Origin of the sequence: Paenibacillus sp. FSL K6-1318 (assembly GCF_037976905.1) — a bacterium.
GTDB lineage: Bacteria > Bacillota > Bacilli > Paenibacillales > Paenibacillaceae > Paenibacillus > Paenibacillus amylolyticus_A.
In genome coordinates this window covers 2140577-2164163 of record NZ_CP150270.1, presented here as the reverse complement: position 1 = coordinate 2164163, position 23587 = coordinate 2140577, and the positions used below count along the sequence as shown (strand labels likewise).

Here is a 23587-nt window from a genome sequence, read left to right as displayed (position 1 = left end):
AATATATCATAACGTTCTCTATTACGAAAGGATACTTGGAAACGTTCTCTTGAGATGAAAAACTAATCCGAACCGTTTCCTTTCGGTTCGGATTTCTCTTGAGATCCTTCCTCCGTCTGTTTTGTGGATTCATTCTGCGAAGTTTGTCCTGTTTCAGACTGTGGCTTGATGCTGTCCGTGGTCGGCTGCGGTTTGGACCATTCCCGATTTGTCAGATACTCCTGATCTTCCTGCTTCTTCAACACGGCAATGGCCTGTCTGAGCTTTCCTGGCAATGGAAGTCCGATTTTGGCATAATTCTCGGTGATCGAGATCAGTTCATTCACCAGATAGAAATAAATGGCTCCACCTTTGATAATATCGGTTCCCATAAGCAGGTCAATTCGGTGGGCAAGCAAGACAACGGTCAGCATGAGCCCTTTGCGAGCAATCCCCCAGAACCCAATGTTGCTATTCAATCCGGTCCCCGTTCTAACCGCCGCTGCCAAACCTGTGATATAATCCACAGCCATCGCGACCGCGAGCAGGCTCAGCAGTTGATCCCACCCGCCAAAAGCAAACGTAACAAATGCTCCCGAGATGGCAGCAAAGGTATTCACAGATAGATTCACGTTCCTCACCTCTCCCTTACACTTGAGTACCCTACAATATATGTAAGAGTAAGAGATTTGACAGGTCACATGTCATGCTGAACTTGCGGATTTATCATTTCAGATTTGTGCACATCCTCTTTGCAACCGGGCAACGAAAATCACATGTTTTTGGGGAATTCAGGGAAATAAACCGCATCATATCAACAAAAAACAGATAAAAGTTCTTTAGACCTATAAATGAGTAATTAGGACTATATTATTTTTATTCCTGTTCAAATTGTTCCCTCATTTTTAGTGAAACATTGTAATCTAGGAATATACTAGGATGTGAATTGCGCATGGTCTAGTTCGTAGTTCCCTCTTTATCGTGAATTGACGCATTGACGCATTTGTAACCGGTAAACCCGGCACTTGAAAGTACCCCGTTGTTTATTGTAGTATTTGGTTAAAAAAAATCGGAGGAAATATGCCTAATCAACCAGAACAACATTCCATCCAGGCGTGGTCTCTGATCAACCGTAAATACTTGGGAAAAGGCGTCCGTGTTAAACGATTCCGCAAACCGACACGCTGTCAAATCCGCAATCGTGTTCTTCTTGCCGTGCTGATGGCCAATGATATCAAGTTGTCCCAGCTCGCTGAAGACCTCTCCATCTCTTCACGCAGTGTCAGTGCGTGGGTGTACGAAGGACGGATACCCGGCAGTACCAATTTGGACAAGACTTGCCAATTACTCGGCTACCCGCGTCATATTCTCTTCAATGAAGAAGTGGTCCGCAATAGCCCTGTCATATGTCAACCCGAGTCATCTCGCTTCATGAAGCGTACAGTGACCCGTTCTCCGGTTAGTAACCGTATTTTGACAGGCTTGTGTATGGTCCATGATTTGTCGGTGACAGATGTCAGCCACTGGATCGGGGTTCATCCCGGCACTTTCCGCAAATGGCTGCATCAGGGAACGCTGCCTTCTGCTGCGTTTCAGGAACAAGCGGAGCAATTTTTCCGCATCCCGAAAACTATTTTGTTCGCAGATGTCATCTTGAAAGATCGTCGCAACAACTAAATAAGCGAACAGCCAAAAGGCTCTGCTCTCCCTTAAGGAGGCCAGAGCCTTTTTAAATAAACGGTATCCCTTCTCTCCCGAACCTGAAGCACTCTCCTGGCTCTCCTGTCGGTAATGTCAGATAATCTCCCCTTTTCTGCCTTCTGCTTCCAACCAGAGCCATTACAGCCCTCTACAAGCCAAGCTTATACAACGCAAGAAGATCGTTCTTCATGAAAAGCCACCCTTACCTCGTGTTCAACACTTCATTGATATATTTCAATCCGGTATAACGAGGGCGAAGGGTATGCGCTATTGTGAACGCATGCTCCACCATCTCCGGGGTTACACCCAATTGTTCAATAGTCACAGGTCCACCTACTTGTTCCAACCATTCGATAAGCTGAGCAGCATCCGGCAAATGGTCATATATTCCAAACACAGGTTCACCCGATGTCTGTGCAAGTTCTTTATATTTTACAGTAAGTAATGCACAAGCTACGCCAACTTTGGCACCATGCAGAACCGGTCTGTCACCCGCTTGCATCAGATCCATCTCCAAGATGTGGGACAGATGGTGCTCACCTCCGGATGCCGGACGGGAATGGTCAATGATCAGCATGGAGATGCCGGAAACGATCAGTGCATCCATTAATACAGCTACTCCCTCAGCTCGTCCTTCAGCAATCGCTTGCACATGGTCTATACAGCTGTTCAGCGCTTCTTCTGTCATCCGATAAGCGACCGGACAGAACGGCTCCCCGCCCAGATCACGAGAAACAATCCAGTCTGCAAGGGAAGTATATTTGCCAAGCATGTCTCCGAATCCGGCAGCCGTCATGACTTGGGGAGCTTGCTCCAGGATATTCATATCGGCAAAGATGGCCTCGGGCGGAACAGCCTGAAAGGTCTGTTTGACTCCGCTTACAATTAAGGGCGCACCTGCAGAGGTAAACCCATCCACTGAAGCCGCTGTCGGTATGGACAGAAATGGCTTGTTCATTTTGGAACATACAAATCGCACCAAGTCATGGATGGTACCTGAACCCACGGCGATCACAGCCTGACTTTCCAGATTCACACCCAACATGACCTGTACAATAGCTGCTTCGTCAGCAACGATATCACCCGTACGATTCTCCGGCAGAGCGATCTCATCTACATGAATTCCCGCTTCCCGTATACTGCTCAGGACATCAGATCCAGCGGCCCGTAATGTATGTCGATCATAAACAACCGTCACCCGATCGTATTCTCTCTCAGACAAATAACCTGGTAACCTCTGAATGGCCCCAGCTTCCAGATGAATCAGCATATCCACCACTCGGTGTTGATGACCGCAAGTGCACTCCTGTGCTTCCTCATTCCACGCTGCAATTCGTTCGTTCATATTCATTCGCTCTTACCTCCCATATGAGATATCATGCATAATTACCTGGTTAAAACCACAAAATGAAAAAAGGAAATAAAATGTGATGATTTTCCTGATCACACTTTACTGCCTGTACCCAATATTTGCAAATCCATATCTCACATTTCCAAGTAGGTGAATCGATGAAATTAACCAAAGAATTAGGAATTTCGCTCGGATTTCTGGCCGGAACCACTTTTGGCAGTGGTGTAGCGTTTTTGTTTCGACTCCAGTCATTTGAAGTTGTTGCCAGTGTTACGCTATTCGGTATTGCAGGAGCCATTGCCGGGATCATCACGGCAGTCATTATGCGCCAGCGCCGACATCAGCATTAGAATGCCGATAGCAAAATGTAGGCTTCACACGAATGATCCACAAAATAAAAAAGGTTCGTGAATTGCCCTAGAGCAAATCACGAACCTTTTTTGTTAGATGCGGTCGAGAGGACTCGAACCTCCACGGGGGGTTAGCCCACACGGACCTGAACCGTGCGCGTCTGCCAATTCCGCCACGACCGCATAATATGTATCTCCTCATCCCATCGATGAAAAGCGTTCCGGTGAAGCAATTCCTTGTTTTACCGTAATTCAGAGTATACATGCTCCAAAATAAAAATGCAACTTCTTTTTTATCCATTCACGAATAGGACATATGTCCTTTTTTCTCAACTACAAACAACCTATCGTAGCATTAAACAAAAAACCATCCATACGAATGAAAAAATAAAGGAGAGATCCACTTTGAAAACAGCCAATCTTTGCTTTATCGGTGCCGGGTTTCATGCATCCACGAATATATATCCTTCTGTTGTTGAAGCCGGAGCGCAGATTCAGGCCATTGCCACCCGCAGTACCGAACGCTCTGAAGCAGCTCTGCTGCGATTTGGGAGCAACGGAAAAGCGTATGACAACGCTCAGCTTATGTTACAACAGGAACCTTGTGACGGAGTTGTTGTGGTCGCCCAGCCTGTAGACCAGACCGCTCTTGTCCTTGAATGTATTCGGGCTGGCAAAAATGTATACGTGGATAAGCCGCTCGGATGGAACGCAGCGGAAGCCGCCACTGTAGCAGAAGCGGCCGAGCAAGCTGGCGTCGTCGTCATGGTCGGTTTTATGAAACGGTATGCTCCGATATATATGAAGCTCAAAGAACTCATTGATGGAGGTTCGCTAGGTAAGATGCGTTCATTCCAGATGAAGTTCGCTGTGGACAGTACTCCATTTTGCAAGGATGAGGAGCAGTTCATGAAGCTTGCTGCCATTCATATGGTCGATCTGATGCGGTTCCTGTTTGGAGAAGCCGTGCGGGTTACAGGCACAACCGTGAAGGATGGGGAGTATATTAATCAGAGTATTTCCCTCGTATTTGAGAATGACGTCGTGGGCAGTGCGTACTTTACAGGCATGAGTGCATGGTCACGGGAGAGCGAAAGTGTACTCGTCACCTTCGATAACGGATTTGCGTCAGCTGAAGAGATCAACACACTCACTGTTCATCAATCCCGCAGCTCGGACAGCCTTCCCTGGAAATCTCTTGAGGAGCAAGATACTGTATATACCCCTTCTGGCTCCCCCATGTCTGGAGCTTATCGGGACCTTTATCTGCGTGGGTTCGTCGGCGAAATGGCTCATTTCATCGAATGTTGCCAGAATCAGTCTATCCCACGTTCCAGCGCCAAGGATAATATTGGGACGATGGCGCTATGCGACGCTATTCTATCGTCACTGAAGTGACGTATATACGTTCACCATTTTATACATCCAGAGAAGAGGAAATAATCATATGTTGGACACAGGCTTACTCATCATTCGTCTCGTAATTGGTTTTATTATGATCGGACATGCATGCAAAAAATTGTTTGGCTGGTTTGGTGGCGAGGGTGTATCAGGGACGGCTGAATTCTTCCGGGCGATTGGTCTGCAGCCTGCCAGGACCATGGCCGTGTGTGCCGGACTTGCTGAATTGATCGGAGGATTCCTGTTTGGAGCCGGTCTATGGATGATTATTGGTGTCGTTCTGCTCATGATTCCGATGATTGTAGCCATAGTCAAAGTGCACGCAGACAAAGGACTATGGAATCTGAACGGAGGATTCGAATATAACCTTGTGATGCTTGGATCGTTACTCGGTGTTGCCCTTGCTGGTGCCGGGGCTTATTCCCTCGATGCCCTGCTATAATATATCGTTTTATCACTACGGACCTCGATGTTTCGCAAGACGAAACCGGGGCTCTTTTTTTTGATATACTCGCATCTGCCTGACCTAGGATTAGGGTTTATAATCTGAATAATAAGTGATATGCTCTTTCATGAACTATACGTACTTCATGTGATATAACCACCCAAATGGATACCATAGACATTCACCGTATAATGGAGGTGCACTTAAAATGAAAAAGGACGCAACCAAGGCATGTCCCGCGCCATACGGCTGTTCCGTGGAAGTTACACTTAGTGTGATCGGAGGCAAATGGAAAGGTGCCATTTTGTATCACTTATTCTCCGGTCCTTTGCGATTTAATGAGATCCGCAAATTGTTTCCTGAGATCACCCAGCGTATGCTAACCCTGCAGCTTCGAGAGTTGGAGGGCAGCGGAATTGTTCATCGTGAAATATACCCCCAGATCCCACCTAAAGTGGAGTATTCCCTCACATCATTTGGCGAAACGCTACGGCCGATTATCTTCAGCATGCGAGATTGGGGAGAAACGTATACGAATGAGGTTCTGGCCAGATCCTCACAAGAGGTATAAAAGACAAAAGAAGCTGTCCCTTGTTCCTAGGGATCAGCTTCTTTGATTATGTGATAACCGTCTGGATCGTAACCGTACGGTTACGCCCCTCTTCCTTCGCTTGATACAACGCATTATCTGCCAAGTGAAATAATTCTGTCGCTGCTGTGGAGTGCTTCGGATATTCAGCAATCCCAGCCGAGATGGTGACGGAACGATCAATAGGCAAAATACTTTCCTCGACCGTTATTCGGATACGTTCAGCAATCTCAAAAGCCACGTTAGACTCGGAATTCCTTAACAAGACTACGAATTCCTCTCCACCAAACCGGGCGCAGACATCTTCTGGTCGGACAGACAATTGAATGATATTGGCAATGTGTTTCAGCACTTCATCCCCTGCATGATGCCCGAATGTATCATTAATGGATTTGAAGCGGTCAATATCCAGAACAATAATGGAGAATGGAACTTCGTTCTGTATCCAATCCTGGATGACCTCTTCGAAAGTTCTGCGATTGTTCATGCCAGTTAAGACATCTGTTCTGGCGTCATAGACCAGCTGGTTCGTCTGCTTCCTAAAGTTCGCCATTGCGCCAACCACTGTCCGCGTGAGAAGATCTGCCTCTCTGTTCCAGTGAGGCTTCATCACAGGCAGCTCCACTTGTCCCTTATCAACCTGATTCACCAAATCAGCCAGCATGGCAAAAGGACTGGCCAGCTTGCGTGCAACCCGCACTACAATAAGCGTCAGAATCAGGAACGGCACTGAAGTGTATAGCAACAACATACGGATATGATGATTTAACTGATCGTAGACCGTTTGGGTTGGTGACACAATCACGACGCCCCAGTCTTTTAGGGGACTTTGTAATAACCCGCAAGTGAATCCACACCTGCCAGGTTCTTGTATTGTTCTTTCCCCGTCTCGTCTTGAAGCAGCTTTTGCACTACTTCATTCTTACTGACATTTTCACCAATTCGATTCGTGTTCGGATGAAATAACAAGGTACCCTTCTTATCTACAATAAAAAAGTAGGAACCATTGCTTGTCTTGAGCTGACTCCCAAACGAGAGACTCAAGATATTATCTTCCTGCAAAAAAATATTTCCACCGATCGTCCCTTGGTACGTTCCCGCTGAATCGAAGATCGGTTCACTGACAAATACAATTCGGCGCTTCGTTCTTGGCGTCTGGTACGCTTCGGAGATATACGAAGCCTTCGATTTAATCGCCGCTTTTGCTGCATCGGAACTAACATGCTGACCTACACTCGCCTGTGAGTAGGGTGAGATGGACCTGACTACTCCCGTTTCATCCACCAGAGCTACAGAGTTGAAAAAGTTACTGCTATTGCGAATCAAATCCAGGGTGGAATTCAACTGATCCGTATCAGAGTAGTCCATCTCCGGGAAATACTTGGCTGCATATTTCAAGCTATCCTGCATGGAATAAAAAAGCGAATCCAGCGTTTGGCTCATTTGCACTGCGCTCGCATAATTCAGCGACAAAGTGTTATCAATGAGTGACTGTTTCTGAGATGTATAAGATGAGATAACCATGATGGTCAACGTCATTAAAACTGAAATGGTGACCAACCCGCCGAGCAAAGCCGTAAGGCTGATCTTCTTGATATTTTTGATTTTTCTTCGTAATCTGGATGTTCTGTTCTCTGCGATCATGTTATAACTTCCCCCGGATTTTCATGAAAAGGCATATTCCCTCTATCTTATACGAAAGTTGTTAAGATCGAATAAAGAGTTTGAGAAATCTTAACAATTACATCGTAAGATTGACGATTTAATGACATTTTACTTTTCCTGGCAGAATTACTATTCAGACTCAACCTTAATCAACAATGATATATCCTTCTTCCGGCTCCTGTTCAACAAACCCTGCCATGTGCCGAATTTCAAATTCGATCGGGTGATGACTGCCTATCAGAATACGGTTTTGGACTTCATCCGCTGTTTCAGAGGGTAATGCGAATGCACGTGTATAGGCAAACTGTCCCTGAAGTGTAGTATAGATCGCATTGACAAGCCGATCGTTGCCCGCACGCCCGAACACATTCAGAATCACAGATCCATCCGAGTCCAGCTTGTCCTTGACCATCGCAAAAAAATCACTGGATATAAACTGCTCGGGTGTACCCGTTGCCGTAAAGGCATCAATAATAATATAATCATATGTCCCAGCAGGTTCCTGTCCTAATAATTCACGACCATCCCCAATGAGCACAGGGCTTCCCTCATATCCAAAAAAGGTTTGGCTCAACGCTGCGACTTCTGCGTCCAGCTCAGCCACCTTGACCTGACGATCAGACAAGTAGGTTGGCAATGTGCCAATACCATGTCCGACCACAAATACGGTATCAAATTCAGGATCATTCTGCTCCATTAGATGCACCATCGCTCTGGGATACTCCAGCACCATTCGGGCAGGCTCATCCAGATCCATTGCACCCTGCACAGCTGCGTTGGAGAATTCTAATACACGAAACCGTCCCTTCTCTCCATAAAGCCTTTTTGTATCATATACCGTCAGCTCATGCTGTTCACTTTTATTTCGATACAGAACTCTCACTAACCGTTCTCCCTTCGTACGCTTACACCTATTCGACAGATACCTTCATTCTATTACACGGGATGACAACATACCAGCCTATACTTGAGTGATCATCGTAGAACAAAAAAAACCGTTTCCGATCATACGGAAACGGCCTTTGTACGAACCTTTCAACATCATTAAGACCCTATGGCCTCATGCAGTGCCTGGACATATTCTACGCCCAGATTGGAGAGCGAAGTGCTCTTGTGGCTTATCCAGCCTACATTAATGGTTTCCTCGCATTCCAGCGGAACAGGAATAATCTCATTACCGTTCAAGTCCGAGCTGAGTACTCCAGTAGAGATCGTATAACCATTCAAACCAATCAACAGGTTAAACAACGTTGCGCGGTCATTGACCTGTATGCTTTTGGGATGAGATAACGTACTCAGAATTTCTTCGGAAAAATGAAAGGAATTGTACTCCCCCTGGTCAAAGGACAGGTACGGATAATCCTGCAGTTGCTCAATCGCAACGGACTCCTGCTTCGCCAGCGGGTTCTTCACACTGATAAAGATATGGGGCTTGGCTGTGAACAGGCTCGTGAAGACCAAGCCTGCATCTTTTAACAATTTGTTAATTACCTTGGCATTGAATTCATTCAAATACAGAATGCCGATCTCACTACGCAGGCTTTTCACATCTTGGATAATCTCATAGGTCTTCGTCTCCCGAAGTGCCAACTCGTATTCATCCTGACCATACTGCTGTACCAGACGAACAAAGGCATTCACCGCAAATGCATAGTGCTGCGTCGATACGGAGAAATGCTGCGGCGATGGCTTGGCGTTCAGATACCGGTTTTCCAGCAGTTCAGCTTGCTCCACCACCTGACGTGCATAACTCAGAAACTCGACGCCTTCTTTGGACAGCGATATGCCCTTATTGGTACGTTCAAAAATGGTAATGCGCAACTCCTGCTCCAAATCCCGAATGGCATTCGACAGGCTGGGTTGCGATATAAATAGCCGTTTGGCCGCTTCATTCATCGAGCCACGCGTGGCAACTTCAATTACATATTTTAATTGTTGTAGGGTCAAGGTTTTATCCCTCTCTTTCTGGCCCAACAGACAGACCTATGGTTGCTTCTTCCCACGGTAGCAGGTTCCATGGACTGTCTGCCCGTTCGAATAAATGCTCCACAAGCGAAAAGTGCTCAAGGGCTAATCCCGTTTCCAATTCTTCAAATCCATACTGACGTCCTATGAGGTAGGCAAGTCCATATTCTGTCCAACTTGAATATGCTTTTTGAATTCGCTGGGCCATCTCATACATAAACGTCCAAGCTGTCTCCTCATCTACATAACCGACCTGCATCGCCATCCGTGTAATTGATATGGCCCTTCCCCAATCCCAGGCACTGATGCTTGCCGCATTCAGGCGACTGTCATAGAGCTGGATTATCCTTAATTGAGTTCTGAGCTTCTCATCCTCCAGACCAAGGATGTAGTTTTCTTGCTCCTGATGAGTCATTACAGACAATAGCGCCCTGCGTTGATCAAATTTATCATGGTGTCCACTTCCTTCTCGAAAACTTTCCATTTGCTGATGGAATGACTGCTCGTCCCGAATACTCCATGCCCGACCAAACATCTCAATGATGCCTTCCCTTTTCCCATCCAATTGTTTAATATCATACCCTGTGGCGAATTCCAAAGCATTTGCCTCAAGTAAAATAGCTCCCGCCGCCAGTGTCCACTGCTGTCTTGCATCAAGCAAAGAATGCATCGTTGTATACCTCCACGTTATAATACGGTCTGAGCTCTTCATCATTCAAAAGATCAGGGAATTGAAGTGGTACCGTTTGTTTCAACCCCATCTGGAATATATTGAACTTCAGCTTATTGAACCAGGCCCCCCGTTGACTCAGACGCTCTTCCAAATCCTGCAGACGTGCAAGGTAATCCGGATGATTGGGTCGGTCTGCCACAGCCTCTCTGGCATAAACAAGCGCTGGCTCTCCTTGACCAAGATGCATATAGGATAAACTCAGTAAACTACATGTATCCCCCCGCAAACCAAACTCGTAAGCTCGGGTCAACATTTTGCGAGCGACATCATATTTACGTGCTTGATAAAGATGTAAGCCCCCATAATAATAGCTGTAACCATCAATTTTGGCAGGTTCTACCGTTTTATAATAATGCACCATAGCGCTGTCCAGCTCATCCCACTGCTTGAGTTCGGCAAAGATGCGAATCATCTGTAAAAGCGTCCATGGATTATTAGGCTCGTGATCCTGAATCTTCAGAATCCATTTTGCTGCCTCCTCAAACTTACGATCCGCAAGCAGGCAGACAGCAATCATTTTTTGAAGATAGAGACTCTCTGGTATGTCATGATAAAATGTCAGCAAGAAATCATGGGCAATGCTCCATTGCTTTCTATAAAAATGAATATCCGCTGCTGCGCCAAGAGCCTCTCCCCGATACGAAGTGTCTCCAGTTTCCAAATATTGATCAATTACAGTCAGCGCAAGATCAAACTCACATTGTCTTCTGTAGACTGTGAATAGATAATACAGTGTGCTCGGATAACTCTCGATGCGCAAAGAAGCTTGGAAACACTGAGCGGCATCTTTGAATCTGTCCACGTTCATATACGAGATGCCAAGGTAGTAATAGAGATCAGCACTTTCATTACCTTCATTCATATAAGTCTCAAAGCACGTTATAGCCTTATCATACTGTTCTAATTGATAGTAACTAAAAGCTAATCCAAATTCGTAGCCTGCACCACCATTTAATGTTTTTGCCTGCAAATAGTTCTCAATAGCCTGTTCATATTCTTCAAGCATTCGATAGGATTCACCGAGATAAAAGTAGACTCCAGGCTCTTCTGCCATATATTCTTTCAGAATAAGACCGTCTGATATTACTGCCTCATAATGATCGAGATTATAATTGACCTTCGTGCGTAAGTATATCGCCTCTTGATGAACAAAGGCTTCTTCTGCAGCCATTGCGACAGACTGATCAAGGTACTGTAAAGCAAGTTTTTGATCAACATCGTATGCAATTTGAGCAGCCGAGAACCACGCATTACTGCTTAACAGCACCTCTAATCCAAATCCTTCAATCATGGATAATACTTTGTCTGATCGTTTCCTTATACGGTAAAGCTCAATCAGTTCCTCGATTTGTTCCATTCGAGGATGACTGTTATTTTGAATCTCTTCTTCCAAAATCGTAATGCGTTCTTGCTCATATTCATTTCTTACATGCCATAGACGAGTTCGTAGTTCCAAGTCCGCTGGGAATCGTTCTAACGCTGCCTTATATAAGACTATGACTTCATTCTTTCTACCCAACAGGATCAGACATTGCGCTGCAGATGATAAAGCAGGACAATAGATTGCTGGTTCAGTTGCATCCGACAACTGCATATTTATGGATAGGGCTTCATCCGTGTGTCCACATTTCAGTAACATGTCTGCCAAGTTACGGAGGATTTGAGGCTCATTCGGTAGTATAACCGCAAGCCGAGAGTACATATGGAGCGCGGTTTCCCAATCCTCAACGTTCATCGAATATACCGCAATCAAGCGCAGTAACACAGGGTCTTTTTCATACAGCTCGTAAGCTTTGCCCAACATCTCGTGCGCTGTGTCCAAGTCTTGATGAATGAGTGCACGTCTTGCAAATTCACGAATATATAAATATTCGTCGATCTCCAAACCATCTGTTGCCGCTTGGTGTAAAAATTCAAGATGCAAATCATATAGACTTTGACTTTGATAACGAATGTGACTTAGAAACGATGAAGAAAATCGCTCGCTTAACTCCAGTTCATTGTCCATCCAGCCAAACGTATCATCTAGTAATTTCCATACCAAACCAGGGAGCCAGCTTCGTTCTGCCAGAACATCTAACAATTCGATGTGTAGTCTTTCCCGAATCTGAATGCTCCAGAATTGCTCATCCTCCACAAGGTTCACCCATTGATCGTAACGAATGCGTGAGTCAAAATCCTCATACAGGCTAATCGCTCTCTCCAGAAAATGGTTTACAGCTTTACGTAGCGGATCTTCCTGTTTTGGAGGATATATATGTAAGTCTTCGATATGTATACCTTGAGCTAAATCCTGTTTATCTTCCGTGAAAAAGTCTGTACGATCATCGTCAGACTCATTCTTCATCGGTTGATCCTCACCTGTTGAGGCTATTTTTCTAGCTTGCTCATAAGCTGCTCTAAGTTCCTTGAAAGCTTCAGGATGTTCTTCCGGATGATTGTGTTTTAACCGCGAGGCATACGCCCTTTTAATCACATTCATATCTTCGGTCGGTTCAATACCAAGTATTCCCCAGTAGTCCATGATGTCGTCGTTCCTCTCTTATCTTGAATTCTTCTCAATCTACAGCTTTAGTTGCTATCAAAAAAAATGTAATCTTGATCATTAATATATCATATCCCGGCTTATTTAAGGTTCTTTCCAACAGCCCTTCCCACTCAAAAGCGATATCACACGACTTCGCCATACACAAAATATGGAATGCTACAAACAGCAAAGAGACCCACGTCAACATAACGTGGGCTATATGATTCCAATGGAGAGCGTGACCATCAGGAGAAAATGTTCTTTTTCTCTAACACAGACATCTGGTTCTCCCCGGTAATAGGGCATTCATCAGGATACATACTTCGTTTATCCAACTTCTCGTCGATAAAATCAACCACCTGCTGTAGCGAAGCAATCTGTGCTTCAACTTTCTTTCGATGGTTCACTAGCATCTCCCGTTCCTCCGGGAAATCTGCCAGATCCGAATCCATGGACATCTGTAGATAAGGCTTCATTTCCTCCAGAGACATGCCTGTTTTTTTCAGGCAAGTGATCAACTTCATCGTATGAATATCCTGTGGGCGGTATACCCGATGGCGATTGGCTTTGCGTTCAGCTCGGGGAAGAAGTCCGATCTTCTCATAATAACGAATCGTATCTTCCGATAATCCGGCCTGTTCCGACGTTTCTTTAATGGAGAACACTTCATTCTGGCTCATCCTATGGCCCTCCTCCGCATTCATCTCTCTCCATATTACAACTTGGAGTCAGCTCCAAGTCAAGCATGATTCGTTCTATTTTACCCTCTTGACTTGGAGTCGACTCCAAGTTATAGAATGAGCGCAGCATACAGATTCGTTCTGTAATTCCATTCTATCTGGAGGTATTCATGAATATACAAAATCAGCTTCGCACCGCTCTCATCACAGGTTCAACGTCAGGAATTGGTCTCGAACTGACCCGCAGATTACTAACTGAAGGATGGCAGGTGATCGGTCTCAACCGTTCGGCTTTCCCCTCCGACGATACTGAAATTCAGAATGCCTTACGTTCGGGTCAACTCCGTTTGGTTCAAGCTAACCTGACCAACTACGACAGTCTGAGAATGGCACTGAATCAGATTACATCCGATACCAATTCAATTGATGTCTTGTTTAACAATGCGGGTGGCAGCGCTTCGGAGCTTCGTTTCTCTGATCAGGGGCATGAACTACACTTTGAACTTCAGACGGTAGTCCCTTACATCATCTACATGGAATTAGTTGAGCTATTGCTCAAAGGACAGATGAAAACAGTTATTAATACTTCCACCACCTCGTTCAATATGGTCAGACAATTTGATCTAAACATCCTGGAACGTCCAGCCGAATTCAAAAAGCTGTTTGGTCCTTATGCCACCTCGAAGCTCGGCTTATCCCTATGGACACGCGAGGTTGCCAAGTCTACCAAAGCGGATGGCATACAATTACTAAGCGTAGATCCCGGTGGAAATAATACACTAAGGGGCAACAAAACATCCGGCCTGCCCTTCTATATCAAACCTATCATGAAATGGTTCTTTCCTCATCCAAGCCATGGCGCTTCGCTGCTCTACAATGCGGCCTTATCTACAACCAGACACGAATCAGGTACATTTCTGGTTAAAAATAAAGCGACAGCGCTTCGCTTCACAGAGCAAGGCCCTGCTGTTTTAAAGCGGGTAAACGAGATCTACGAGCAGCGTTTTCGTACAACGCAGTCTGGAAAGACCACAATCACCCCTTCTTAACGTAATGGATCGAAAGCAGTAAATATAACAAAAAACACGCCATAGCGGCGTGTTTTTAGGTTTATGGGCGTTATGGTTTATTTCGAATTAGATAAAGACACTCAACAATAACACCATGCCAAAGGCGGCAAATCCGAGAATGGTCTCCATGACCGTCCATGTCTTCAGTGTCTGCGGCACAGACAGATTCAAGTACTCTTTGACAATCCAGAACCCTGAATCATTTACATGGGACAAAATAATCGAACCCGCTCCCGTTGCGAGCACCAGCAATTCCGGACTTACCCCCGGCATCGTCATGGCGATTGGAGCCACAATACCCGCCGCTGTTGTCATCGCCACCGTAGCTGAACCTACCGCTGCACGAATCAATCCGGCAATGACAAAGGCCAGCACGAGTGGAGAAAGATGCGCACTTTGGGCAAATCCTGCGATCGCATCACCTACACCGCTGTCTGTCAGGATGCGGTTGAATCCGCCGCCTGCACCGATCAGCAAGATGATGGAAGCAACTGGACCCAGACAATCATTCGTATATTTCAATATCTGCTGTTTGCTGAAACCACGTGCATATCCAAAAGAATAGAAAGCAAAGAGCAGAGCGAGCAGCAGTGCAATAATCGGACTACCGATGAAATCAACGACCTGACGGAACCCGTTCGTCTCTGGTAGAATCAGATCCACAATCGTAGCCAGCAACATCAGAATCACCGGAAGCAAGATCGTAAAGAGCGTGATGCCGAAACCAGGCAGTTCCCGATCTTTGGTCTCGGTGAACTGTTCCATCAGCTCACTTGAAGTCTCGACTTTGATTCGCTTGGAAATCCATGTTCCATAGAGCGGACCTGCAATCGCTGCGGCTGGAAGGGATACAATCAGAGCCAGGAATATCGTTTTACCAACATCGGCATTGAAGATTCCTACAGCGAGCATCGCCGCCGGATGAGGCGGAATCAGACTGTGCACCACGGCAAGACCTGCGACAAGTGAAAGTCCGATTTTGATCAGCGATGTTCCTGTATGCTTCGCAATAACAAATACCAGCGGGAACAGCAGCACGATCCCGACCTGGATAAATACCGGAATACCACAGATCAGCGCAACAACCATCATCGCCCAGTGTACGTTCTTCTCCCCGAAGACACGTACGAGTGTCTGGGCTATTCGCTCGGCCCCACCGGACTCGGCCATGAGTTTACCAAGCATGGTTCCAAGTCCCAGGACAATCGCGATGAATCCGAGAACGCTTGCAACACCTTCCTGATAGGACTTCACGATATCCGTGAAAGGCATACCTGAGATCAATCCCATAAAGATAGCGCCCACGATCAGGGCCACAAACGGATTCATTTTAAATTTGGCAATCAACAAAATCAATCCAAGAATGGATATCAGTGCGTAGAGCAGCAGACTTGCATCATGACTAAGACCGAATACGGAATACATCCGAATAGCCTCCCCCAAGTTGTTATGTTGTGTCAGCACGCAGTATTACACTGGTCCAAACGACCTGAACACTGCGTACCTTCCGTAATAGCTTAAGCTTCGATCTTCTCTACCGTCTCCAGCAGCGCACGTTCCCCGCCAACATTCCCCGGAAATACGATGTATGGAATACCACTGAATTTGGCTTCTTCCCCTGTCAACCATACAGGAATACCCGCAGCCACTTGACCGAGCACCCTTGCTTTGCGTATGGCCAAACCTTTCGTTGCCACATCACTGGATGTAATGCCACCTTTGGCAATAATGAACTTCGGTACGACTTCAAGAGATTGCACAATCTCAACCAAAGCTGACGATACCGTCTGGCTGATCTTGAAATTACCCTCATGTCCTTCGACGGTGATGAGCTTACGGCTACTGTATACAACAACATTGTTCCCCTCCGCAAGCTGCCTGTTCGCTTCATCAATCACACGTCGAATTTCCTCCGTATATCCATCCGGCGTTAATACCCGCTCGACATCGATCTCCAGACTTATAATGCCCGGAAACGTGAGCAGTTGTTCCAGTTGACGTGTCGTCTTCTGTACATAGGAACCAACAACAACGATACCGCCATGTTGTTCCTGTCCGCTTGCAATCAGCTGTTCTTTTGGCAAAAATGCCTGATCCGAGATGCCCGCATACGATTTGACAAAGGAGGCCGCCGTCCGGAAAATAAAAGCTTTCCCCTCATCCTCTGCTTGCAGCAAAGCCAGAGAAAGTACATCCATGTCTGCATAAGAGAGCGCATTCACGATAATCGGTACATTGCCTTCAGCTTTCAGCAAAATCGCTTTGACCACATCGACTCCTTGACGGATCTCCTCCAGTGAGATGGTCAGGCAGCGACTAGCCTGAATACGGCCCGAAGTCTTCTCCTCTACCCATGATGGCAGATCTCCATGCTCATACCCGAATACTTTATCCTTGGCAAATTCCGTCTCATGAACTGGAATCAATTGTTCGCCCTCAACCATATAATGCGTGTTGCCTATCGTAACCCGTCCTGCCTCGAAAAAGGCTGGAATGATCAGTTGTCCGTCATATGCTCGTCCGCTGACACGTGCCACTTCTTCGGCTAGCACATCCGTCTCCAGCGGATAATAACCACGTAGCATGGAGTCACTACGACTCACAAAGGTGAAACTCGTTCCTTCCTCTGCTGCAACCTCTTGCACATTGCGGGCAATCTCCCGATTAATACGTTCCGCTGTATCTGCATCCAGCCCTCGTGTATTGGTCAAAATATAGAATAACGATTCGGAGGACCGAAACGCCTCCTGCAACAGTGGCTTGTCCCACTGCGTCAACACATCAATATCATGAACCGTCTGCACACCAGTTGGGTCATCATCCAACACGATAATTTTGCGAGCCCTCGCATCCTGCAATTGTTTAATCTGTCCTCGCAATGCTTCAGAAGAGTTGTCTGTCCGAAGAGCTGCGGGGATATCCGATAACGTCTGATAGGTCATGTCTCTCCACCTCATATCTATATCTATTCAAAATCTTTTTTCTTTTTTAATTTTTTTATTGAACCCGATTCACTTCTACACCTGCGAGTTTCTCAAAATATTGAACGATTCCGCCATGGTCATCTGCGGCTTTCCCATCAATCTTCAGTGCATGGAAAATCTCCAGCAACTGACTGCTGAGCGGTAATGGAACCCCGATATCATGCGCCGTTTCCATCACATTGGTCATGTCTTTGAGGTTAATATCAATGCGTCCGCCAGCGACAAAGTTACGATCCAGAATGAGTGGCACTTTCGCATCCAGTACCGCACTTCCAGCGAGCCCGCTGCGGATCGCCTGATACATCTTCTCTACATCAATGCCAGCCTTGGCTGCAAATACAAGCGCTTCGGACATGGCGGCAATATTCAGGTTCACGATAATCTGATTCGCCAGCTTGGCTGTTGCACCTGAACCATTATCCCCGACTCGCGTTACATCCTGTCCTACCACTTGCAGAACCTCTTTCACAGATTCAAAAATCATTTCATTGCCACCCACCATGATGGCGAGTGTGCCATCTATAGCTTTGGGTTCCCCACCACTTACGGGGGCATCCAGCATATACAAACCTGATTTGGATACAAGCTGAGCCAGCTCTTTGGAAACGACCGGCGAGATCGAGCTCATATCGATAATGATACTTCCCGTATTCGCTCCTGCCAGTACACCTTGTTCGCTCGTGATAACGGTGCGGACATGCTCTGAGTTGGGCAGCATCGTGAAGATGACATCACTATGCTCAGCTACCTCTTTTGGAGATGCTGCGCCTCGCGCTCCCGCATCAGCCAATGACATCACAGCCGTTTGATTAATATCGTATACGCTTACATCATAGCCCGCCCGGATCAGGTTCAATGACATAGGACGTCCCATAATACCAAGTCCAATAAATCCAATTCGTTTCTTCATCTTGCAATCCCTCCAGCCTGAATTCTTTGCTTTTCACTCTTGTAATCGCTATCATTGCTGTTCACATTCGTTATTGTACACAACATTTTAATTTTTGTATACAATTTTATTATTTATGTATCCGAAAATTAAAATTCGGTTTTTTATCTTGTTGTTTATTGCCTTCATTTTCGCTAAAGTAAAGGTAGAGGTGAAATACAATGCAACCAAGTACGGACAAGTCCCGTCCAGCCTATCAGCAGGCCTATGAAGTGCTGCGGGACATGATTTTGCAAGGCACCCTTTCTCCGGGAACCAAACTTGTGGAAGAGAAGCTGGCGACCGATCTGAATGTCAGCCGGACCCCGATCCGAGAGTCCATCCGCCGTCTGGAACAGGAAGGATTAGTCGTGAACAAACGGGTCGTCAAGCTAACGGAGACCGATCTGAGAAATACGTTTGAATTACGGAAGTTACTGGAGGGACATGCAGCTCAATCTGCTGCTGCCTTCTTATCCGCTCAGGAAGTGGCGGCTCTTGAGCATTGCGTTCAAGTGGGACATACCGGAAGCAAAGAAGAGATTATGGAAGCCAATAAAGAGTTTCACGAAATCATCATGCGTGCGAGTAATAATGCATTGATGATTGATCTGTTCGACAAAATGCAATCTGTCATTTATCTATTCCGTCAGACGGTTGTATATTATCAGCGCCCCTTCCTCATTGAAGAGCATCATCAGATTTGCGAAGCAATCAAGGCACATGACGGGACGACTGCCGAACGACTGATGAAAGAGCATCTTCAATCCGATCTGGAATTCTGCCTTCATCTGATTCGATAATCGGATTCAGGGATTGTTCGACCTTCTCACATACGTATAAAGACGTGACCACATTGTGGTCACGTCTTTTTTTGTCGTTTGTCCTTCATATTATCCAGGCCCTGATTCATAGGTGTAAACATAACGAGACAATGTCGTGTGCATCATGCTACTGAAACTGGAGGGATTCACTCAATGAGTAAAGGACAGCAACCAAACGAAAAACCATTCATCATCCCGCAACCTATTCGCAGTGATGGCGCTGGAGGACCTGATCTGGGACCCAGAGACGTCATGAGAGATATACAAAACCCCGATATGCTGGTACCTCCAGCTACAGATAACGGGTTATTGCCCAATCTGAGAATGTCTTTTTCCGATACCCATATGCAATTGAACCATGGCGGTTGGTCACGTGAAATCACCGTACGGGATCTCCCTATTGCCACTACACTGGCTGGTGTGAACATGAGTCTGACGCCTGGTGGTGTACGGGAACTGCACTGGCATCAGCAATCCGAATGGGCCTATATGATCTGGGGAACGGCAAGAATTACCTCGGTAGATCAGAACGGACGTAATTTTATTGCCGATGTCGGGCCTGGCGATCTCTGGTTTTTCCCTAAAGGTCTGCCCCATTCCATTCAAGGACTGGAAGATGGTTGTGAATTTCTGCTCGTGTTTGATGACGGGTCCTTCTCCGATCTGAATACGTTATCCATATCCGATTGGTTTGCCCATTCACCACCAGAGGTTTTGTCTGTTAATTTTGGCGTGCCCGAATCTGCTTTTCAGTCGATGCCGAAGGAACAAGTCTATATTTTCCAAGATACCGTTCCGGGTTCCATTGAGAGCCAGGAAGTTCAGTCTCCATACGGCACCGTTCCTCTCACATTCAAACACCGTTTGCTAGCACAGGAACCGCTCATCACACCCGGCGGAAGCGTGCGGATTGTAGACTCAACCAACTTCCCCATCTCAACTACCGTTGCGGCAGCACTCGTTGAGATCCGACCTGGCGCCATGCGTGAACTGCACTGGCATCCCAATGCGGATGAATGGCAATACTATCTGACAGGACAGGGAAGAATGACCGTCTTCGGAGGCAATGGTATTGCTCGTACCTTTGATTATCGGGCTGGAGATGTCGGATATGTTCCCGTCGCAATGGGACACTATATACAGAATACTGGTACAGATACCTTATGGTTTTTGGAGATATTTCGGAGTGATCGCTTTGAGGATGTGTCACTGAATCAGTGGATGGCGTTAACCCCGCGGGATCTGGTCCGTGACAATCTTAATGCACCGTCTGAGTTGCTCGATGCCTTGCGTAAAGTGAAATGGCCTGTCGTTTAATTTAGTATATAGAAAATAAAACAAGCAGATCTACCTATCCAAGGTACTCTGCCTGTTTTATTTTTTCGGTCTACAACCATTTACTTTTTCATTGCGTAGGTTTAATCGCCTGAATATACACGCTTTCTCCTTGGAAGCTGACGAGCTTCCCGTGTTCCGTCACTTCAAAGTTAAAAAATTTTCGGATGATGGAAGGGGCACTCAACATGCTTGCTTCAAGTTCCTCCCTCTCCCGCTCGGGCAGTGCTGCACGGTTACACCACTCTTCAAACTTAAAGCGTTTCTGGAAGGAAGCCATCGCTTCCGTCCGGAATCCGGCATACTCCAGCATATGAATCCATTCCGTCTTGCGCCATGCCCGAACATGACTTGCATCCCGGCACTTCTCCACTTCATTATAGAACTGGTCATTCTCGTCGCGTTCAGGTGCCACGTTGTCAATCAACAACAACCTGCCACCAGGCTTTATAACTCGTAGTGCCTCATTAATAAACGAAGAAACGTCCGGAAAATGATGGGCAGCGATTCGGCAAGTGACAAGGTCAAAGGAATCATCATCGAAAGGGATTTTCTCTGCATCTCCGGCCACAAAATCTACATTACGGTGTCCATTCCCCTGGATAAATTGTTCAGCCACCTGTAGCATTTCCTCCGTTAAATCCAGAGCGGTTACCCGCTGAACAAGTGGAGCCAAGGCATTGGCGACATGCCCTCCCCCAGTGGCGATATCGAGCACATTCATATCTGGAGTGGCTTGAGACGAAGCCACAAGCAACGCGAGATCCTCACCCTTGGCATGCCCCGAACTCGTCACGTATTTCCCTGCATTTTTCGCAAACTGCTTCTGCACCTGACTTTTGATGACATCAGACATTGCAATACCTCCCGCACAAGTTTCATTAGACGAAACTTTGTTTCATAATATAACTTTATTTTACCACGTATTAATATAAAAGTTAAATAAGCATTTTACACAAGTCGAAACAAAAAACATCCCCCAAGTGAAATTCACCCAGGAGATGTTTCTTATATTTGTTACTTCACGAGCGTTGGTGACTTCTTCCATAAGCCCAGAATCAGACCGGAGATCACAGCACCAATTGCAACAGCGAGCAGGAACAACAGTGCGTGGTTTGCCAGTGCTGCAACGAAGATCCCGCCGTGCGGAGCTGGTACATTAATGCTCCACAGTTGTGTCAATCCGCCAGCAACAGCGGAACCCAGAATACAAGAAGTCAATACACGCAATGGATCAGCCGCAGCAAATGGAATTGCACCTTCTGTAATGAAAGAGAATCCAAGTACATAGTTAGTCAGGCCTGATTTGCGTTCTTGCTCTGTAAATTTGGATTTGAAGAATGTTGTTGCAAGTGCAATCGCCAGAGGAGGCACCATACCGCCTGCCATAACCGCTGCCATCCATGCACCGTCTGTGTTACCACTGGATGTGAATACCCCAATCGCGAATGTGTAAGCCGCTTTGTTGAACGGTCCACCCATATCGATGGACATCATACCGCCAAGCAGCAAGCCCAGCAATACCGCATTACCTGTACCCAGATTACCCAATGCATCTACAAGCCATGTGTTCAGGGAACCAAAGATTGGATCAAAGACATAGAAACTGATGGCACCCACGATCAGCAAGCCGAATACCGGATACAGCAAGATTGGTTTCAAACCATCAATCGCTTTTGGCAAACCTTTGAAAAGCTTACGGAGTCCAATGACTACATAACCTGCCAGGAAACCGGCCGCCAAACCACCGAGGAAACCGGCGTTCGAGTTAACTGCCATCAATCCACCGACCATACCAGGCATCAGGGCCGGGCGATCACCAATACTCATCGCGATAAATCCGGCAAGTACCGGAATCAGGAAGTGGAATGCACCTGTTCCGCCACCGATCGTTTGAAGCAGTTGTACAATCGGATTTTCAGGACTGGCAATCTGCTCGAACAAGAAGGAGATTGCAAGCAGGATACCGCCACCTACAACGAACGGCAGCATGTGCGAGATACCATTCATCAGATCTTTATAGATTTTGCTACCTACACTGATCTTGCCAGCGCTTGCGCCCTCTTCCTTGGCATTTCCGCCCTGACTGCGATAGATCGGTGCATCGCCGTTAACAGCTTTGCGAATCAACTCTTCGGATTTGCGAATTCCATCGCTCACCGGTCTTTGTAATACCGGTTTGCCATCGAAACGTGCCATCTCCACATTTTTGTCTGCGGCAACGATAACCCCTTTGGCGCGGGCAATCTCGTCAGCAGTGAGCACATTCTGTGCACCCTCAGAGCCATTTGTCTCTACGCGAATATTAATGCCCATTTCCTGAGCTTTCTTTTTCAGTGCATCTTCAGCCATAAACGTATGCGCTATGCCTGTTGGACAGGCTGTAACCGCAACAACAAAATCTTCCGAATTTGCATTACCTACAATCACACCAGAAGTATTCTGTTGCTGACCAGTAGTAGCAGCGGATGCCGCATTCGCTGCTTTTTCAGCTTTTGCTTTCTCTTTGGCTGCTTCTTTCTCTGCTGCTTCCGCCTGTTTGGCATCAAACAATGCACTAACTTCCGCGGGTGTATCTGTACTCATCAATTGTGAGATGAAATCGCTATCAATCAACAACCTGGAAAGAGCTGCAAGCGTACGCAGATGGGTATTACCTGCGCCTTCTGGTGCCGCAATCATGAAGAACACATGAGCTGGCTGATCATCCAACGCTTCAAAATCAAGCCCTTTTCTACTCTTGGCAAATACAACTGTTGGTTCGTTCACCGCTGTTGTTTTGGCATGTGGCATTGCAATTCCGCCACCGATACCTGTGCTGGATTCAGCTTCTCTTTTATAGATCATTTCCTTGAACAGAACAGGATCATTAATTCGTCCGCTTCGGTTCAGGCTTGCAATTAGTTCATCAATAGCCTCATCTTTGGTTGTGGCTTGCAGGTCCATGATCATCGTTTCCTGGATCATCAAGTCTGTTATTCTCATCTTGGTACACTCCCTTAAGTTCAGTCGGCCTGCCTAGGCAGGCCTCACTACATTACAATTACAGTAAAAATCTTT

General features: G+C 46.4%; 21 protein-coding genes, 1 tRNA gene and 1 pseudogene. 8 read left to right on the top strand and 15 right to left on the bottom strand.

Annotation, left to right across the window (positions count from 1 at the left end):
* Positions 1-227: 227 nt before the first annotated feature.
* Positions 228-611, bottom strand: a pseudogene (locus tag NYE45_RS09685) (phage holin family protein); the annotation flags it as partial.
* Between the two features lie 448 nt (positions 612-1059).
* On the opposite strand from NYE45_RS09685, the gene NYE45_RS09680 reads away from it, so the two are divergent.
* Positions 1060-1656 (top strand): helix-turn-helix transcriptional regulator, encoded by a 597-nt coding sequence (locus tag NYE45_RS09680; RefSeq protein ID WP_017689431.1) that lies wholly within the window; start codon positions 1060-1062, stop codon positions 1654-1656.
* Between the two features lie 226 nt (positions 1657-1882).
* Here the strand turns inward: NYE45_RS09680 and NYE45_RS09675 are convergent, their stop codons facing one another.
* The gene (locus tag NYE45_RS09675; RefSeq protein WP_340016512.1) at positions 1883-3031 is read right to left on the bottom strand and encodes a sn-glycerol-1-phosphate dehydrogenase; all 1149 of its coding nucleotides are present in this window, start codon (positions 3029-3031) and stop codon (positions 1883-1885) included.
* Between the two features lie 158 nt (positions 3032-3189).
* Here NYE45_RS09675 and NYE45_RS09670 point away from each other — a divergent pair, with 158 nt between their 5' ends.
* A complete protein-coding gene (locus NYE45_RS09670; RefSeq protein WP_340016511.1) occupies positions 3190-3381 on the top strand; it encodes a hypothetical protein in 192 nt (63 codons plus the stop codon).
* A gap of 98 nt (positions 3382-3479) precedes the next feature.
* On the opposite strand, the gene NYE45_RS09665 is transcribed toward NYE45_RS09670, so the two are convergent.
* Positions 3480-3564: transfer RNA gene (locus NYE45_RS09665), tRNA-Leu, on the bottom strand.
* Positions 3565-3786: 222 nt separating this feature from the next.
* Here NYE45_RS09665 and NYE45_RS09660 point away from each other — a divergent pair.
* The 3 genes from NYE45_RS09660 (at position 3787) to NYE45_RS09650 (ending at position 5798) form a co-directional block, all read left to right on the top strand.
* On the top strand, positions 3787-4779 hold the full coding sequence (locus NYE45_RS09660; RefSeq protein WP_340016510.1) for a Gfo/Idh/MocA family oxidoreductase: 993 nt from the start codon (positions 3787-3789) through the stop codon (positions 4777-4779).
* Between the two features lie 49 nt (positions 4780-4828).
* On the top strand, positions 4829-5224 hold the full coding sequence (locus tag NYE45_RS09655; protein WP_340016509.1) for a DoxX family protein: 396 nt from the start codon (positions 4829-4831) through the stop codon (positions 5222-5224).
* 211 nt (positions 5225-5435) lie between these two features.
* Entirely contained in the window at positions 5436-5798 is a 363-nt protein-coding gene (locus NYE45_RS09650; protein WP_340016508.1) for a helix-turn-helix domain-containing protein, read from the top strand.
* Positions 5799-5844: 46 nt separating this feature from the next.
* Here the strand turns inward: NYE45_RS09650 and NYE45_RS09645 are convergent, their stop codons facing one another.
* The 7 genes from NYE45_RS09645 to NYE45_RS09615 all read right to left on the bottom strand — a co-directional run bounded on the left by NYE45_RS09645 (position 5845) and on the right by NYE45_RS09615 (position 13386).
* Entirely contained in the window at positions 5845-6615 is a 771-nt protein-coding gene (locus NYE45_RS09645; protein WP_340016507.1) for a GGDEF domain-containing protein, read from the bottom strand.
* 20 nt (positions 6616-6635) lie between these two features.
* The gene (locus tag NYE45_RS09640; protein ID WP_340016506.1) at positions 6636-7460 is read right to left on the bottom strand and encodes a cache domain-containing protein; all 825 of its coding nucleotides are present in this window, start codon (positions 7458-7460) and stop codon (positions 6636-6638) included.
* 166 nt (positions 7461-7626) lie between these two features.
* Positions 7627-8364 carry a fused MFS/spermidine synthase gene (locus NYE45_RS09635; protein WP_340016505.1) on the bottom strand — a complete coding sequence of 246 codons (738 nt, stop codon included), beginning with the start codon at positions 8362-8364 and terminating at the stop codon, positions 7627-7629.
* Positions 8365-8525: 161 nt separating this feature from the next.
* Positions 8526-9428 (bottom strand): LysR family transcriptional regulator, encoded by a 903-nt coding sequence (locus tag NYE45_RS09630; protein WP_062833595.1) that lies wholly within the window; start codon positions 9426-9428, stop codon positions 8526-8528.
* A gap of 4 nt (positions 9429-9432) precedes the next feature.
* The gene (locus NYE45_RS09625) at positions 9433-10116 is read right to left on the bottom strand and encodes a DUF1266 domain-containing protein (protein ID WP_340016504.1); all 684 of its coding nucleotides are present in this window, start codon (positions 10114-10116) and stop codon (positions 9433-9435) included.
* Entirely contained in the window at positions 10100-12703 is a 2604-nt protein-coding gene (locus tag NYE45_RS09620) for a tetratricopeptide repeat protein (RefSeq protein ID WP_340016503.1), read from the bottom strand. The genes NYE45_RS09625 and NYE45_RS09620 overlap by 17 nt, the downstream gene beginning before the upstream one ends.
* Before the next feature lie 248 nt (positions 12704-12951).
* The gene (locus NYE45_RS09615) at positions 12952-13386 is read right to left on the bottom strand and encodes a MerR family transcriptional regulator (protein WP_340016502.1); all 435 of its coding nucleotides are present in this window, start codon (positions 13384-13386) and stop codon (positions 12952-12954) included.
* Positions 13387-13556: 170 nt separating this feature from the next.
* Between NYE45_RS09615 and NYE45_RS09610 the strand changes: the two genes are divergently transcribed.
* Entirely contained in the window at positions 13557-14435 is an 879-nt protein-coding gene (locus NYE45_RS09610; RefSeq protein ID WP_340016501.1) for an SDR family NAD(P)-dependent oxidoreductase, read from the top strand.
* 87 nt (positions 14436-14522) lie between these two features.
* Here the strand turns inward: NYE45_RS09610 and NYE45_RS09605 are convergent, their stop codons facing one another.
* The 3 genes from NYE45_RS09605 to garR form a co-directional block, all read right to left on the bottom strand.
* Positions 14523-15881: a GntP family permease gene (locus NYE45_RS09605; protein ID WP_340016500.1), complete on the bottom strand. Its 1359-nt coding sequence runs from the start codon at positions 15879-15881 to the stop codon at positions 14523-14525.
* Between the two features lie 92 nt (positions 15882-15973).
* Positions 15974-17398: a four-carbon acid sugar kinase family protein gene (locus NYE45_RS09600; protein WP_340016499.1), complete on the bottom strand. Its 1425-nt coding sequence runs from the start codon at positions 17396-17398 to the stop codon at positions 15974-15976.
* Positions 17399-17453: 55 nt separating this feature from the next.
* A complete protein-coding gene (garR, locus tag NYE45_RS09595; protein WP_340016498.1) occupies positions 17454-18350 on the bottom strand; it encodes a 2-hydroxy-3-oxopropionate reductase in 897 nt (298 codons plus the stop codon).
* Positions 18351-18550: 200 nt separating this feature from the next.
* Between garR and NYE45_RS09590 the strand changes: the two genes are divergently transcribed.
* Together NYE45_RS09590 and NYE45_RS09585 are read left to right on the top strand one after the other, a co-directional pair.
* A complete protein-coding gene (locus NYE45_RS09590; RefSeq protein WP_076330364.1) occupies positions 18551-19171 on the top strand; it encodes a GntR family transcriptional regulator in 621 nt (206 codons plus the stop codon).
* A gap of 174 nt (positions 19172-19345) precedes the next feature.
* On the top strand, positions 19346-20509 hold the full coding sequence (locus NYE45_RS09585; protein ID WP_340016497.1) for an oxalate decarboxylase family bicupin: 1164 nt from the start codon (positions 19346-19348) through the stop codon (positions 20507-20509).
* A gap of 88 nt (positions 20510-20597) precedes the next feature.
* Here the strand turns inward: NYE45_RS09585 and NYE45_RS09580 are convergent, their stop codons facing one another.
* Entirely contained in the window at positions 20598-21383 is a 786-nt protein-coding gene (locus NYE45_RS09580; RefSeq protein WP_340016496.1) for a class I SAM-dependent methyltransferase, read from the bottom strand.
* 161 nt (positions 21384-21544) lie between these two features.
* Entirely contained in the window at positions 21545-23512 is a 1968-nt protein-coding gene (locus NYE45_RS09575) for a fructose-specific PTS transporter subunit EIIC (protein WP_340016495.1), read from the bottom strand.
* Positions 23513-23587 lie beyond the last annotated feature (75 nt).